Annotated in this window: 11 protein-coding genes, 4 tRNA genes and 1 pseudogene; 7 read left to right on the forward strand and 9 right to left on the reverse strand. The window is 60.1% G+C overall.

Going from position 1 to position 14,605, the window contains the following annotated elements; translation table 11 throughout:
* The first annotated feature begins 28 nt into the window (after positions 1–28).
* The 3 genes from OK411_RS20780 to OK411_RS20790 all read left to right on the forward strand — a co-directional run bounded on the left by OK411_RS20780 (position 29) and on the right by OK411_RS20790 (position 3,366).
* Entirely contained in the window at positions 29–799 is a 771-nt protein-coding gene (locus OK411_RS20780) for a 2OG-Fe(II) oxygenase (RefSeq protein ID WP_264365620.1), read from the forward strand.
* A 1-nt stretch (position 800) separates the two neighbouring features.
* Positions 801–1,439, forward strand: a complete 639-nt coding sequence (locus OK411_RS20785; RefSeq protein ID WP_016773667.1) for a LysE family translocator — start codon at positions 801–803, stop codon at positions 1,437–1,439.
* Between the two features lie 187 nt (positions 1,440–1,626).
* Positions 1,627–3,366, forward strand: a complete 1,740-nt coding sequence (locus tag OK411_RS20790; RefSeq protein WP_264365621.1) for a dipeptidase — start codon at positions 1,627–1,629, stop codon at positions 3,364–3,366.
* 135 nt (positions 3,367–3,501) lie between these two features.
* Here the strand turns inward: OK411_RS20790 and OK411_RS20795 are convergent.
* The 4 genes from OK411_RS20795 to OK411_RS20810 all read right to left on the reverse strand — a co-directional run bounded on the left by OK411_RS20795 (position 3,502) and on the right by OK411_RS20810 (position 3,914).
* Positions 3,502–3,577: transfer RNA gene (locus OK411_RS20795), tRNA-Gly, on the reverse strand.
* Positions 3,578–3,580: 3 nt separating this feature from the next.
* Positions 3,581–3,656 (reverse strand) — tRNA-Glu (locus tag OK411_RS20800).
* 104 nt (positions 3,657–3,760) lie between these two features.
* Positions 3,761–3,836, reverse strand: a tRNA-Gly gene (locus OK411_RS20805).
* A gap of 2 nt (positions 3,837–3,838) precedes the next feature.
* A tRNA-Glu gene (locus OK411_RS20810) sits at positions 3,839–3,914 on the reverse strand.
* 383 nt (positions 3,915–4,297) lie between these two features.
* Between OK411_RS20810 and OK411_RS20815 the strand changes: the two genes are divergently transcribed.
* Positions 4,298–5,056, forward strand: coding sequence for a hypothetical protein (locus OK411_RS20815; RefSeq protein ID WP_039764159.1), 759 nt, complete (start codon positions 4,298–4,300; stop codon positions 5,054–5,056).
* A gap of 255 nt (positions 5,057–5,311) precedes the next feature.
* Here OK411_RS20815 and OK411_RS27210 read toward each other — a convergent pair whose 3' ends face one another.
* From OK411_RS27210 to OK411_RS20830, 4 genes and pseudogenes are all read right to left on the reverse strand, one after another.
* Positions 5,312–6,193: a methyl-accepting chemotaxis protein gene (locus OK411_RS27210; RefSeq protein ID WP_413694519.1), complete on the reverse strand. Its 882-nt coding sequence runs from the start codon at positions 6,191–6,193 to the stop codon at positions 5,312–5,314.
* Positions 6,173–7,279, reverse strand: a pseudogene (locus OK411_RS27215) (HAMP domain-containing protein); the annotation flags it as partial. The pseudogene OK411_RS27215 and the gene OK411_RS27210, both read right to left, overlap by 21 nt.
* Before the next feature lie 108 nt (positions 7,280–7,387).
* Positions 7,388–8,788: a PLP-dependent aminotransferase family protein gene (locus OK411_RS20825; protein ID WP_136492917.1), complete on the reverse strand. Its 1,401-nt coding sequence runs from the start codon at positions 8,786–8,788 to the stop codon at positions 7,388–7,390.
* A gap of 190 nt (positions 8,789–8,978) precedes the next feature.
* Positions 8,979–9,740, reverse strand: coding sequence for an SDR family oxidoreductase (locus tag OK411_RS20830; RefSeq protein ID WP_016773663.1), 762 nt, complete (start codon positions 9,738–9,740; stop codon positions 8,979–8,981).
* Between the two features lie 235 nt (positions 9,741–9,975).
* Between OK411_RS20830 and OK411_RS20835 the strand changes: the two genes are divergently transcribed.
* A complete protein-coding gene (locus OK411_RS20835; protein WP_016773662.1) occupies positions 9,976–10,980 on the forward strand; it encodes an NADP-dependent oxidoreductase in 1,005 nt (334 codons plus the stop codon).
* Positions 10,981–11,106: 126 nt separating this feature from the next.
* On the opposite strand, the gene pyrF is transcribed toward OK411_RS20835, so the two are convergent.
* Complete coding sequence (gene pyrF / locus OK411_RS20840; RefSeq protein ID WP_123443619.1) at positions 11,107–11,805, reverse strand: orotidine-5'-phosphate decarboxylase; 699 nt, start codon at positions 11,803–11,805, stop codon at positions 11,107–11,109.
* 262 nt (positions 11,806–12,067) lie between these two features.
* Between pyrF and OK411_RS20845 the strand changes: the two genes are divergently transcribed.
* Positions 12,068–12,817, forward strand: coding sequence for a response regulator (locus OK411_RS20845; protein ID WP_217878677.1), 750 nt, complete (start codon positions 12,068–12,070; stop codon positions 12,815–12,817).
* Entirely contained in the window at positions 12,817–13,866 is a 1,050-nt protein-coding gene (locus OK411_RS20850; RefSeq protein ID WP_264365623.1) for an ATP-binding protein, read from the forward strand. Before OK411_RS20845 ends, OK411_RS20850 begins: the two co-directional genes overlap by 1 nt.
* The last annotated feature ends 739 nt before the right edge of the window (positions 13,867–14,605 follow it).

The raw sequence follows: 14,605 nt of genomic DNA on the forward strand, positions 1-14,605 counted from the left end.
TGACTATCGATAGATGGACCTAAAACAAATGATGCTAGACGTCGAGCGTCTCGATGAGATGTGCATAAAAAAACTGGCCAACGAAGAAGTCCTCGCCATCCGCGTCAAACGCTTTCTGCCCGAGCCGCTGGCGATCGAGATCGGCGACAAGATCCTCGCCCCGGGCTTTGAAGGCTACATCAACGCACCGAGCATCGGCCGCATCGGCATGGCCTTTTACGAGGCGGAAAACCAGCCGCTGCTGATCGAGGATTACTTCGAACGCGCCACCCGCAACATCGACGAATTGCGCCAGCGCTGCGCACCCTACTCCTCGCCGATCGACACGTTACGCTGCATGCTCGACGAATCCTGGCCCGCTGGTGCGCATCTGGAAAATCTCTACGGGCGCAAGATGTATGTCGGCTTGTCGCGCGTGGTCAAACCCGGCGTGTGCTTTCTTGCTCATCACGACATCTTCGCCAAGGACGCCCCGGACAGTTTTCAGGCGCGCAGCCTCGAGGCGCAATTCGCCTGCAACGTCTACCTGAACATGCCCACCGAGGGTGGCGCCTTGCAGATGTGGAACGACCACATCACCCCGGATCAATTCGACGAAATGCGCGGCGACAGTTATGGCATCGAGCCGTCGCTGCTGGGGCCGCCCGCCCTCGAAGTACGACCGCAGCCCGGCGATTTCATCATGTTCAATTCGCGGCGCATGCACTCGGTGACTCCGGGCGTGGCCGATCCGCGTTTGAGCCTGTCGTTCTTTGTCGGCTATCGCGGCAATGCCTCCCCTCTGACTTTCTGGAGCTGACATGCTTTCCAATTACCTGGGCGAGTTTCTCGCATTGGCCACCATCCACTTTCTCGCCGTGGTGGCGCCCGGTCCGGACTTCGCCGTGACCATCCGCCAGAGCGTGCGCTTCGGCCGGCTCGTCGGCATCTGCACTGCGCTGGGCATCGGCGCGGGAATCTCCGTGCACGTGCTGTATACCCTGCTCGGCGTCGGCGCCCTGATGCACACCACGCCGTGGCTGCTGACTGTGGCCAAAGTGGTCGGTGGGGCTTATATCCTTTATCTAGGCGTCAGCCTGATCCGCAGCAAACCGAAGAGCAGCGTCGAAGGCGAAAAAACCGCCGATGAGCCGCTGGTTGAACAGTCACTGTTCAAGGCATTCAGCACCGGTTTTCTGACCAACGCGACCAACCCCAAGGCCACGCTGTTTTTCCTGGCCATCTTCACCACGATCATCAGCGCCAGCACACCGCTGCAGATCCAGGCGTTCTATGGCTTGTGGATGTGCTTCGTCAACGCGCTGTGGTTCGTGATCGTCGCGCTGTTTTTCTCCAGCAACAAAGTGCGCCTGCTGTTCATGCGCCTTGGACACTGGTTCGAGCGCAGCATGGGCGTCATCCTCATTCTATTTGCCGGACGCCTGATGCTGTCGATGTAACTCGCACAAAAAAAGTCCCGGCATCAGTTGCCGGGACTTTTTCATTTGTGCGCCTCTTTTGCATTTCTGTGCGACAGATCAAGTTTGTGACTCCCTCTTCACCTGCTCATGGTGGTAGGTTGCAAAATGTTTCTGCCGCAAGCGTCAGACATATTTTTCCAATCTCTAGCAAAGGAATGCCTGTTACATGGTCTTTTCCCTGAAAAAACTGGCCGCTGCCACGCTCGTCATGGCCAGCCTCACAGCGTTCACCAGTGCCGCACAAGCCAACATCACTGCCGAGCAAAGTGCAGCGATTCTGAAATCCTTCGACGGCAAGAATCTGACGGACTTCCGTAGCTTTCTTGGCAGCCTGGCGAAAAGCGACCTGGCCAAGACGGATAAGCTCAACCCGTCCATCAGCGCCTTCCTCGACAACAAGACCCTGAACGCCGAACAGCAGAATGAAATTCACCGTCTGCTGGGCATTTATACCCGCGTGAAATATGGCAAGGCCGCGCTGGAAACCCTGCGCCAACTCGTCGAGATCCCGACCTTCCGCAAGGACGGCGTGGAGCAACACGACAACCCGGAATTCATCAAGATTGCCGGCGAGATCCAGAAACTCGCCGAATCTTTCGGTCTGAAATTCCGCAATATCGATAACCGTATCTACGAAATTTCTCTGGACGGCAAAGGCGACGAAGTCGTTGGCATTCATGCCCACGCCGATGTGGTGCCGGTGACGCCGGAAAACTGGGTGCTGAAGGACGGCACCAAACTCGACCCGTTCAAAGTCACGCTGATTGGCGATCGCATGTACGGTCGCGGCACCGAGGATGACAAGAACGCTATCGTCGTCGCGCTGTACGCCATGAAAGTGATCAAGGACGAGAAACTGCCACTGGCGCGTAACTTCAAGTTGCTGGTCGACACCACTGAAGAAACCAGCGGCGATGCAATTCCTTATTACTTCGAACGCAACCCGACGCCGAACTACAACATGGCGCTGGACGGCGGTTATCCGGTAGTGATCGCCGAAAAAGGTTACGGCACTGTCATGGCCAACTTTGCCAAACGCAAAGGTGAAGGCAACGGCGCGGAAATCATTTCGATGACTGGCGGCAAAGCGACCAACCAGATTCCGTCCGCTTCGGTGGTCACACTGGTAACCGACAAGCCAGCCGAGCTTGCCGCCAGTCTGCAAAAAGCCGGCGACGCTTATGCCAAGGCCAACGGCGGCGATTTCGAAGTCGCGGCAAAGGTTGATGGCAAAGACGTCAAACTGACCGTGACGGGAGTTTCTGCGCACTCCTCCGAACCAGAGTCCGGCGTCAACCCGGTCGCGCGGATGCTGAGCTTCATCAACAGCCTGGACGGCAAAGTCGCGCTCAAGCACAACCAGTTCACCGACGCCGCACGTTATGCCGATGACAACTGGGGCCTGGATTATCTGGGCAAAAAACTTGGCGTCGGTTTCTCCGACTCGTTCATGGGGCCACTGACCACCTCGCTGACCTACGTCGGTGAGGATGACAAAACCTTCAAACTGGCGGTGAATCTGCGCGTACCGAAGGGCAAGTCTCCGGAAAAGCTCAAGGCTGAGATCGCTGAGAAACTGGATGCCTGGAGCAAGAAGACTCATGTCGCTGTAGCGTTCGACTATTCCGTGGCCGAGCCGATGTATCGCAACCCCGAAGGTGAATGGGTCAAGGCGCTGCTTGCCGTAGCCAGCGAAAACCTCGGCATGAAATCGGAATTCGGTACTTCCGCTGGCGCGACGTCGGTTCACGAGTTGCCCAACGGCGTGCAATTTGGCCTGGCGCGACCCGAAGCCAAATACACCGGCCACACCGATGGCGAGTTCAAGACCGTCGACCAGTTCCTGCTGGATCTGCAGATCGTCACGGAAATGATGGGGCGTGTCGGGCAGTTGCCGAAGCTGTAAAGCTCTGCCTGGGCCCGATCATTGATGACCGGGCGCAAAATAAAAAAGGACCTGTGAAAAGGTCCTTTTTATTGCCGCCACTAAACGCGCACAAACAAAAACGCCGATCATCACTGATCGGCGTTTTTGTGAAATTGGAGCGGGAAACGAGACTCGAACTCGCGACCCCGACCTTGGCAAGGTCGTGCTCTACCAACTGAGCTATTCCCGCAAATGGCGTCCCCTAGGGGACTCGAACCCCTGTTACCGCCGTGAAAGGGCGGTGTCCTAGGCCACTAGACGAAGGGGACACGCTACCCGGAACACATGGTGTGTGTTTCGGTGTCCAGATCCGCATCCGAAGACTTGGTTCTGGTTTCACTCAGCACCGCCCGAAAGCACTGCTGTTTAAAATTGGAGCGGGAAACGAGACTCGAACTCGCGACCCCGACCTTGGCAAGGTCGTGCTCTACCAACTGAGCTATTCCCGCATTGGCGTCCCCTAGGGGACTCGAACCCCTGTTACCGCCGTGAAAGGGCGGTGTCCTAGGCCACTAGACGAAGGGGACACACTACAACATTCACTCCCTGCTGCGTTTCGCTGTGTGCTTTACGCTGCAAGTGGCGCGCATTCTATGGATGGATTGAGGGGTCGTCAACCCCCTGATATAAATTTATTTAAATCAATGACTTCGACCTGGATTACGGGCCGCGTAGGGCTTTTCCGTCGTCCGAAACCTGACGCCTATATTCCGCCACTCGCCAAGACGTTATAGTCACCGCACAGTGATGGCAATCTGCACATCAAGCGCCAGCATTCATCTATACAGCTGGCGGCCGATACAGATTGCAGCAGCCGATCAAACCCGTCGAGCGGCGCTAGGCGCCTAAATGCCCAGCCACTACACTCGCATGCGAACCCTATAAAGAGGTCTTACCGGTGACACCACTCATGATCACCCTGCTAGTCGTAGCCGGGATCGCAATTCTGATCGCCATTGGCTACATGAACCATGTGGTGGAAAACAACAAACTGGAGAAGGCCCGCACCAAAGTCGAACTCAACGACCGCCTGCGCCGCTGCGGCGAACTGACCGAAACCTTCCCCGGCCAGTTCATGACCCCGGCGCTCAAGCTGCTGCTGACCCGCCTGGAACTCAACGTCTGCCAGCGCCTGCTCAATCTGGAAAAAACCAGCGCGACGACCAAGGCCCGCATCACCGAACTCAGCGCCCTCGTTGCCCAGGGCGAATCGATCCCGGTGAACAACCCGCCCGCGCCGATCCTGACCGAGGCCAAAGCCAAAGACGTGCGTTTCCTCCTCGAAGCCCTGCACGGCCAGATCACCCGCGCCGCCCACGACGGTTTCCTGCCACCGAACGAAGCCAAACAATGGATTCGCGAAGTGCGCCACATCCTCGTGCTGCTGCACATCGAATTCTTCAACAACCTCGGCCAACAGTCCCTGCAACAAAACCAACCCGGCCAGGCCCGCCTCGCCTTCGAACGCGGCGTGCAATACCTGCGCAAACAGCAGGACCCGCAGATGTATGCCGAGCAACTGCAATACCTGGAAAAACTCCTCGCCCGAGCCAACGCCCAAGTCATGGACAAGATCGCCCCGGTGGAAGGTGAAGAAAACCAACTGACCGCCGGCTTGAAGGATGTCGAAGCCGATGCGGACTGGAAGAAGAAAGTGATTTACGACTGAGGCGCGAATGCTGGGGAGAGAAGCCACCGTTATTGGTGGCTTTTTTGTGGGCGAATTGAAAAAGGGTGTGAATTGAAGATCGCTTTCGCGAGCAGGCTCGCTCCCACATTGGGAAGCAGTGTTCTCAGGTAAAAATCGGCCGGGTGTCAGGCCGCCTTCGCTGGCAAGCCAGCTCCCACAGAACAGCAAAAGCAAACCCGGGCCATCACCACGCGGCGAAGCCGAGAGCCTGGCCGGCCCAAAGGCCGCCAAGACTCAAAGCCGAAAATGCCCAACCATCGAGCGCAACTCCCCACCCAACTGCGCCAGCTCAACACTCGAAGCCGCATTCCCGCGCATCGCTACGGAAGAGTGATCCGCACTCGCACGAATCTGCGTAACACTGCGGTTGATCTCCTCCGCCACCGAACTCTGCTCCTCCGCCGCCGCCGCGATCTGCTGATTCATCTGCTGAATCAACGACACCGCCGCGGCAATACTCCCCAGCGCACTTTCGGTCTGCAACGCATCACTGACCGCCAGTTTGACCAACTCGCCACTGCTGCGAATCTGCTGCACCGACGACTGCGCCGCCGCGCGCAGAGCACTGACCAGGCGCTCGATCTCCTCGGTCGATTGCTGCGTGCGCCGCGCCAGTGCACGCACTTCATCGGCCACCACCGCGAATCCCCTGCCCTGCTCGCCGGCCCGCGCCGCTTCGATCGCCGCGTTCAGCGCCAACAGATTGGTCTGCTCGGCCACGCTCTTGATCACCTCCAGCACCGTGCCGATATTCTGAATCTCGGCGCTGAGGCTCTCGATGCTGGAACTGGCCGAGGTCGCCGAATCCGCCAACTGCTCGATCCGCGCCATGCTTTGGCGCACCACCTGCTGGCCGCTCTCGACCTTGTCATCCGCCGTCTGCGCCGCCAGCGCCGCTTCTTCGGCATTGCGCGCGACGTCATGCACGGTGGCGGTCATCTGGTTCATGGCCGTGGCGACCTGCTCGGTTTCCTCCTTCTGGCTGTTGACCTCCAGATTGGTCTGCTCGGTCACCGCCGACAGCGATTGCGCGGAACCGGCCAAGCGCTCGATACCGGCCTGCAAGCCACTGACAATCGTGCCGAGGCCGGCAGCCATCTGGTGCATCGCCAACATCAGCTGCCCCATTTCATCGCGGCGCGTCACCTCGACCATCGCCGTCAGATCACCCGCAGCAATCTGCTGCGCCACACGAATCACACTGCGCAGCGGCGCAACGATCAGGCGCGTGATCACCCACGCGGCGAGTAATCCGACCAACAAGGCCAGCGCCGAAGAGCCAATGATCAACACCGTGTTCTTTTTCAGCTCCGCCTGCATCGAAGCGTCTTCGGCGACGTAGGCCTGATTGACCCGGTCCACCACCTGCGCAGCACGCTGATGCAGTTGGTCATAAACCGTCTTTTCTTGCGCCAGCAAACCGGTGTATTCAGCCAGTTTCTCGTTGAATCCGGCGATATGCCCCGACACTTCGTTGAGCACCGTCAGATAGCCCTCGTCCTTGACCGTGGTTTTCAGCGCCTCGGCCTGCTCCTGCGCTTGCGCGGCCTGTTCGATATTGCCTTGACCGGCATTGTCGGTATCGCCCTTGCGGCTCTGATCCAGACGCACCCGCGCTTCGTTCATCGCTTGCAGCATCAGTCGCGAGACCTGACTGACCTGATTCGCCTGTTCGATGAACTGCGCGCCGTCCTTGCCCTCGGTGTCTTTCAAGGTGTAGGCACCATCATCGGCCAGCCCGCTCTGCAACACATCGAGGTTATTGGCCACGCTCGACACCGACCAACTGGCCATCTCCAGCGCAAGGTCCTTGGCCTGGCTCAGCGAGACGAATTCATCGAAGGCCTTGCGATAAGCGCCCAGCGCTTGCTCGACATCGCTCATCACCGGGACGTTGGCCGGGGAATGCGCCTTGAGCTCACCGGCAAGGACGATCAGCCCATCGACGCCTTCGCGCAAGGCATCGGCGGTCTTCGGGTTGCCGCGCAGGGCGTACTCCTGCTCGAGCAGGCGCACCTTGAGCAGGCCGCTGTTGAGCGCGGACATCTGCTTCAAGCCGTCGAAACGCAGGCTGATGGTTTGCAGAGACCAGACGCCGATCGCCGCGACCAATGCAGTCAGCAGCAAGACCAGCACAAATCCGATACCCAGTTTTTTCGCCATACCGAGGTTGGCAAAACGTCCTTGCACGGCCGAAATCATTGCGCGTAGTCCCCTGCCAAAGTCTGTTGCCGAAGATTCGCAACGGGCTCGAACCAGCACAAGACTATGGCGTCGGAATAATGGCAAAAAGCTACGCCCGCGTCGTTTTCAGAATGCTGGAGGTCGATCCGCGCAAGTATTGCGAAAAAACTGCCGCGCCCGAGGGTCGCAGGCACAGGCCACATTGATGCGCTGCCAGTCACCGCACTCACCGCTGGGACTGAAGGCGTCCGCTGCTGATAACTCCAGCCCGCAACGCTGGGCCTGCCTGCGCACCGACGTCTGGTCGCGCAAGCGCGCCCGCGCCCAGATAAACAACCCGCCAACCGGCTTGCCGAACACTTCCCACTCGGCATCTTCCAGAGCCTGCAAGGCCGCCGCGCGATCGGCATTCAAGCGCTGGCGCTGGCGCTGCACCAGTTTGCGATAAGCGCCGGTCGCCATCAGCCTGGCCAGCACCGCCTCGGCCAGCCTCGAACAGCCGAGCCCGCTGATCATCTTGACCTCGGCCAGGCGCTTCAGCAGCTCGCTGTCCGCCAGGACAAAGCCGATCCGCAACGAACTGCTCAGGGTCTTGGAGAAGCTGCCGACATAAATGACCCGGCCGCCATGGTCCAGCGCCGCCAACCGCGTACCGCTGCCGGTGTGCAGATCAGCGTAGACGTCATCTTCGATCACGCGCAGGTCGTAGGTCTTGCTCAATTGCACGATGCGCTGGGCGACGGCAGGCGTCAGGCAACTGCCAGTGGGATTGTGGTGATGGCTGCCGATGAACAAGGCAGCGGGACGAAACTGACGCAGCACTGACTCAAGCATGTCGATGTCCGGCCCGCTCGGTGTCCGACGCACTTCGAGCATCTGTACGCCGTGCAGGCGCAGCAGGTCAAACAACGGTGCATAACCAGGCGTTTCCACCACCACGCAGTCGCCGGCCTTGAACAGGGTGCGCACGATCAGATCGAGCGCATGACTGGCACCGCTGGTGCTCATCAGCCGGGTATTGCAAGCGTCGATGTTCAGCAGTTTGAGACGCTTGGCAATTTGCTCGCGCAACGCTGGCAGGCCCAGCGGCGAGCTGTAGTTGAACAGGCTGGCCATGTCGGTGCGCGCCACCTCGCGCAGCGCATAGCTGAGGTCGTCGGGCTCACGCCAGCTCGGCGGCAAGCCTCCTTGCCCCAAGATCAAGCGGCCCGTCGAAGCGCTCACCTCATCGCACCACGCATGGCGGCCCTCGAACACTGCCAGTTCCGAGTCCGTTTCGCGCAACGGCGGCGAGGCCGCGACGATGAATCCCGCGCCCTGACGCGCAGTCAACACACCTTGCGAAACCAGGCGCTCGCAGGCTTCGACGACACACGACTGGCTGAGCAGATTACCCCGGGCGATTTGCCGTACGGAGGGCAACCGGGTGGCAGGCGGGATGCCGCTTTGCACAATCCAGTCAGTCATTCCGTCGACGATCTGCTGCACGACCGGCACCATTGCCTGTCGGTCAATTCTCAGTTCCATGAGCTCGCAAACTCCTGTCAGTTTTGCTGGCAGCAGTAAATCACAGCCGCGCCGCCGAGGCTGTGCGACAACGCCGCCAAATGCGGCAGTTCTAACGGTTTGATACACATTGTTTAACGGTATTCACAGGGACCAACCGCGAGGTACAAAAAACCCGCACGCAGGCGGATTCTTTGTATTACGGCAACTTTCAGAACGCTGTCACGCCGCCATCCACTGCCAGCGAATGCCCAGTGGTGAACGCTGCGCCATCGCTGCACAGATACAGCACCGCGCTGGCGATTTCCTCGACCTTGCCAATGCGCCCGACCGGGTGCATGGCGTTGGCGAATTCGCCCTTCTTCGGGTCGGCTTCGTAGGCACGGCGGAACATGTCTGTGTCGATTACCGCCGGGCACACTGCGTTGACGCGGATTTTCTTCTTCGCGTATTCGATCGCCGCCGACTTGGTCAGGCCGATCACCGCATGTTTCGATGCCGCGTAGATGCTCATTTTCGGCGCTGCGCCCAGCCCGGCTACCGACGCCGTGTTGACGATCGCGCCACCGCCCTGCGCCAACAGCAACGGCAACTGATACTTCATGCACAGCCAGACGCCTTTGACGTTGACGCCCATGATTGCGTCGAACTCGTCCAGCGTACCGTCGGCCAGTTTGCCCTTCTCGATTTCGATCCCGGCGTTGTTGAAGGCATAGTCGAGACGACCGTAGGTATTGATCACCTCATCCATCAGATTTTTTACATCGCTTTCCACCGTCACGTCGCAGCGCACGAAGGACGCTTCGCCACCGGCGGTACGAATCAGCGCCACCGTGCCTTCGCCTCCAGCCGCGTCGAGGTCAGCCACCACCACTTTCAGGCCTTCGGCGGCAAACGCCAGGGCTGTCGCGCGACCGATGCCGTAGGCGGCTCCCGTGATTACAACCACCTGACCGGAAAACGTCATGCTCATGGAGATGTCCTCGAATGCAAAAAACTGGGAGATGTTGCGTCGCAGCATAGCCAAGGGCAGCGAAAGCACGTCAGCACTATGCAATCGCTGTTTACCGGCGCATGCGCCGCAGTGATGAAACCCGCCCTGTAACCATCACTGCACTGGATCGACTCGCATTCGCCGTATCAGCCAACCTTGCGACATCGCCGTTGAAGAGCTATCAACAAGGCTTCATTCCATTCGAGTGCCTGTCATGACCAACCAGACCAATCGCCAGTTCCTGCTCGCCAAACGCCCGGTGGGCGCCGCGACCCGCGAGACTTTCACTTATCAGGAAGTACCGGTCGGCGAGCCACAGGCGGGACAGATTCTGGTGAAAAACGAATACTTGTCCCTCGACCCGGCCATGCGCGGCTGGATGAACGAAGGCAAGTCCTACATCCCGCCGGTCGGTCTCGGTGAGGTGATGCGCGCACTGGGCGTGGGAAAAGTCATCGCCTCGAACAATCCTGGCTTCGCCGTCGGCGATTACGTCAATGGCGCCCTCGGTGTGCAGGATTATTTCCTCGGCGAGCCGCGCGGTTTCTACAAGGTCGACCCAAAACTCGCGCCATTGCCACGCTATCTATCTGCACTGGGCATGACCGGCATGACCGCCTACTTCGCCCTGCTCGACGTCGGCGCACCGAAAGCCGGTGACACCGTGGTGCTGTCCGGCGCGGCCGGTGCGGTGGGCAGCGTGGCCGGGCAGATCGCCAAAATCAAAGGCTGCCGCGTCGTCGGCATCGCCGGCGGGGCCGACAAGTGCAAATTCCTCATCGACGAACTGGGCTTTGACGGCGCCATCGATTACAAGGCCGAAGATGTCGTGGCTGGACTGAAGCGCGAATGTCCGAAAGGCGTGGACGTGTACTTCGATAACGTCGGTGGCGACATTCTCGACGCGGTGCTGAGCCGTTTGAACATGAAGGCGCGCGTGGTGATCTGCGGCGCGATCAGCCAGTACAACAATAAAGAAGCGGTCAAAGGCCCGGCCAATTACCTGTCACTGCTGGTCAATCGCGCGCGCATGGAAGGTTTTGTGGTGATGGACTACGCCGCGCAGTTCGCCAGCGCCGCCCAGGAGATGGCCGGCTGGATGGCCAACGGGCAGCTCAAGAGCAAGGAAGATGTGGTTGAAGGGCTGGAGACGTTCCCGGAGACGCTGATGAAACTGTTCAACGGCGAGAACTTTGGCAAGTTGGTGTTGAAAGTCTAAAACCACTCAGAAACCAATGCGGGAGCGAGCCTGCTCGCGAAAGCGGAGGATCAGTCGGTAATGATGCCGACTGACACTCCCTCTTCGCGAGCAGGCTCGCTCCCACAGTTGGATCTTCAATAAGCTTTAGGCAATTTCGGCTACGACTGCGGCCAACGCCTGGGCCGGGTTCGGCGCCTGGCTGATCGGACGGCCGATCACCAGATAATCGGAACCGGCATCCAGTGCCTGACGCGGGGTCAGAATGCGCCGTTGATCGTCTTGCGCGCTGCCTGCCGGGCGAATCCCCGGGGTCACCAGTTGCAGCGACGGGTGCGCGGTTTTCAGCGCCGACGCTTCCAGCGCCGAACAGACCAGACCGTCCATCCCGGCCTTCTCCGCCAGCGCCGCCAGACGCAGCACTTGTTCCTGCGGCTCGATATCCAGACCGATACCGGCCAGATCCTCGCGCTCCATGCTGGTCAGCACGGTCACACCAATCAACAACGGTTGCGGACCACTGCGCTTGTCCAGCTCTTCGCGGCAGGCGGCCATCATGCGCAGGCCACCGGAGCAGTGCACATTGACCATCCACACGCCCATCTCGGCAGCGGCTTTCACGGCCATCGCGGTGGTGTTGGGGATATCGTGGAATTTCAGGTCCAGAAACACTTCAAAACCCTTGTCACGCAGGGTGCCGACGATTTCCGCCGCGCAACTGGTGAACAGTTCCTTGCCCACTTTGACCCGGCACAATTTCGGGTCCAACTGGTCGGCCAGCTTCAGTGCGGCGTCACGGGTGGGGAAATCCAGGGCGACGATGATAGGAGTCTGGCAGGCGGACATGGATGGGCTCTCAGGCTGGTCGAAAACGGCGCGCATTGTAGCGGAACCGGCGGCAGCGCGGCACCCGATGATCGGTAAATCGTCGCGCTGGCGGTTATCAGCTTAGCCCGCACGGCTATTGTGTCGACTTCGATACACAGCCGACACGCCGGCAACACCCACCCGGGTTAGCCTCGCCCGGCGCAACACGTCCTTACTACAGTACTTCCCGCCTCTCGGCCGGACGCCTATGCTGAAACCACCACTGGCAGTGAACAGCCCCATGCACAACACCCAGACAACCGTGACGGATGAAAGCAGAGACGACAAGCGCTGGAGCATCCGCGCGCTGATCGTCGACGATGACGTGCCGATCCGCGAGCTGATGATCGATTACCTCGCCCGTTTCAACATTCACGCCAGCGGCGTCACCGACGGCGCGGCGATGCGCCAGGCGCTGCAGGGCGAACATTTCGACGTCATCGTCCTCGACCTGATGCTACCCGGCGAAGACGGTCTGTCGCTGTGCCGCTGGCTGCGCGCCGAATCGCACATCCCGATCCTGATGCTCACCGCCCGCTGCGAACCCACCGACCGCATCATCGGCCTGGAACTGGGCGCCGACGATTACATGGCCAAGCCGTTCGAACCACGCGAACTGGTCGCCCGCATCCAGACCATCCTGCGCCGCGTGCGCGACGACCGCACTGACCAGCGCGCCAACATTCGCTTCGACAACTGGCGCCTCAACAGCGTCCTGCGCCAAGTGGTCGCCGACAATGGCCTGGTAGTGCCGTTGTCCAACGCCGAATTCCGCCTGCTCTGGGTCTTCATCGAACGCCCGCGCCGCGTGCTCAGCCGCGAACAACTGCTCGACGCCGCTCGCGGTCGCTCGATCGAAGCCTTCGACCGCAGCATCGACCTGCTGGTCTCGCGCCTGCGGCAAAAACTCGGTGACGACCCGAAAGCCCCGCAGTTGATCAAGACCGTGCGCGGCGAGGGTTACCTGTTCGACGCGCGGGACATCGGCTGATGAAGGCGCGCTTGGATACCCTGTTCGGTCGCCTGTTCGGGGTGCTGTTCGTGGCGATTGTCCTGGCGCACCTGCTGGCCTTCGCCTGGTTCAGGCTCTACGGCCCTCCTCCGCCCCCACCACCGCCAGAGTTCTCAACGAACATCGACGGCCAACCGCCGCTGCACAACGCCGCTTACCCACCGAGGCAAACACGCCCCTGGTTCGGTGGCCCGGTGGTACCGCTGACCTTTCAGTTCATCACTCTGATGATTGCCGCATGGTACGGCGCCAAGCTGCTCAGCCGGCCGATCCAGCGCCTGAGCGACGCCGCCGAGCGCCTGAGCGAAGACCTCGACAGCGACCCCCTCGACGAATCCGGCCCGCGCGAAGCCCGGCAAGCGGCCCACACCTTCAACCTCATGCAACGGCGCATCCGCGAACAGGTCCAGCAACGCGCACGCATGCTCGGCGCCGTCTCCCACGACCTGCGCACGCCACTGTCACGGCTGAAACTGCGTCTGGAAAACATCAGCGACGACAAGCTGCAAAGCCAGATGCGCCAGGATCTGGACGACATGATCGGCATGCTCGACGCCACTCTCACCTATCTGCACGAACAACGCATCAGCGAAGCCTTGCAGTTGCTGGACGTGCAGGCGCTGGTCGAATCGCTGTGCGAGAACGCCCAGGACCAGGGCGCCGATGTACAGGTCAGCGGCCACTGCGCGCCTTTGCCAGTGCAACCGATGGCACTGCGCTCGTGCATCAACAACCTGCTGGACAACGCCCTGCGTTACGCAGGACAGGCAAGGATTGAACTGCTGGAACAGCGCGAAGAACTGCTGATTCGGGTAATTGATCACGGGCCGGGGATTGCTGAGGACCAGCGTGAAGCCGTGTTTGAACCGTTCTACCGACTGGAAGGCTCGCGTAACCGCAACTCCGGCGGCGTAGGACTGGGCATGACCATCGCCCGCGAAGCCGCGCAGCGGTTGGGTGGGCAATTGAATCTGGAGGAAACACCGGGGGGTGGGCTGACCGCCGTTGTCCGGTTGCCACGGGGCTGAGGCTCAGCCGACTTGAAGTGTGAGCGAGCCTGCTCGCGAAAGCGTCTGATGATTCAATGCATCTGTTGAATGTATCGGCCTCTTCGCGAGCAGGCTCGCTCCCACAATGAAACTGAGTGTATTCGGTAGATATTGGTTGGATGTGGAGGCGCTATCACTGGCAAGCCAGCTCCCACAGGGATCTAGTGGTTTCAGAGAGAGATGGGTTGGCTGCCAGGCCGCCTTCGCGAGCAGGCTCGCTCCCACAATGAAACTGAGTGTATTCGGCAGATATTGGTTGGATGTGGGGGCGCTATCGCTGGCAAGCCAGCTCCCACAGGGATCGAGTGGTTTCAGAGAGAGATGGGTCGGCTGCCAGGCCGCCTTCGCGAGCAGGCTCGCTCCCACAATGAAACTCAGTGTATTCCGTAGATATTGGTTGGAAGTGAGAACGCTATCGCTGGCAAGCCAGCTCCCACAGGGATCGAGTGGTTTCAGAGAGAGATGGGTTGGCTGCCAGGCCGCCTTCGCGAGCAGGCTCGCTCCCACAATGAAACTGAGTGTATTCGGTAGATATTGGTTGGATGTGGAGGCGCTATCGCTGGCAAGCCAGCTCCCACAGGGATCGAGTGGTTTCAGAAAGATATGGTCGGCTGTCAGGCCGCCTTCGCGACCAGGCTCGCTCCCACAATGAAACTGAGTGTATTCGGCAGATATTGGCTGGATGTGAGGGCGCTATCGCTGGCAAGCCAGCTCCCAC

Origin of the sequence: Pseudomonas sp. RG1 (genome assembly GCF_025910115.1) — a bacterium.
In the GTDB taxonomy this organism is placed as follows: domain Bacteria; phylum Pseudomonadota; class Gammaproteobacteria; order Pseudomonadales; family Pseudomonadaceae; genus Aquipseudomonas; species Aquipseudomonas atacamensis.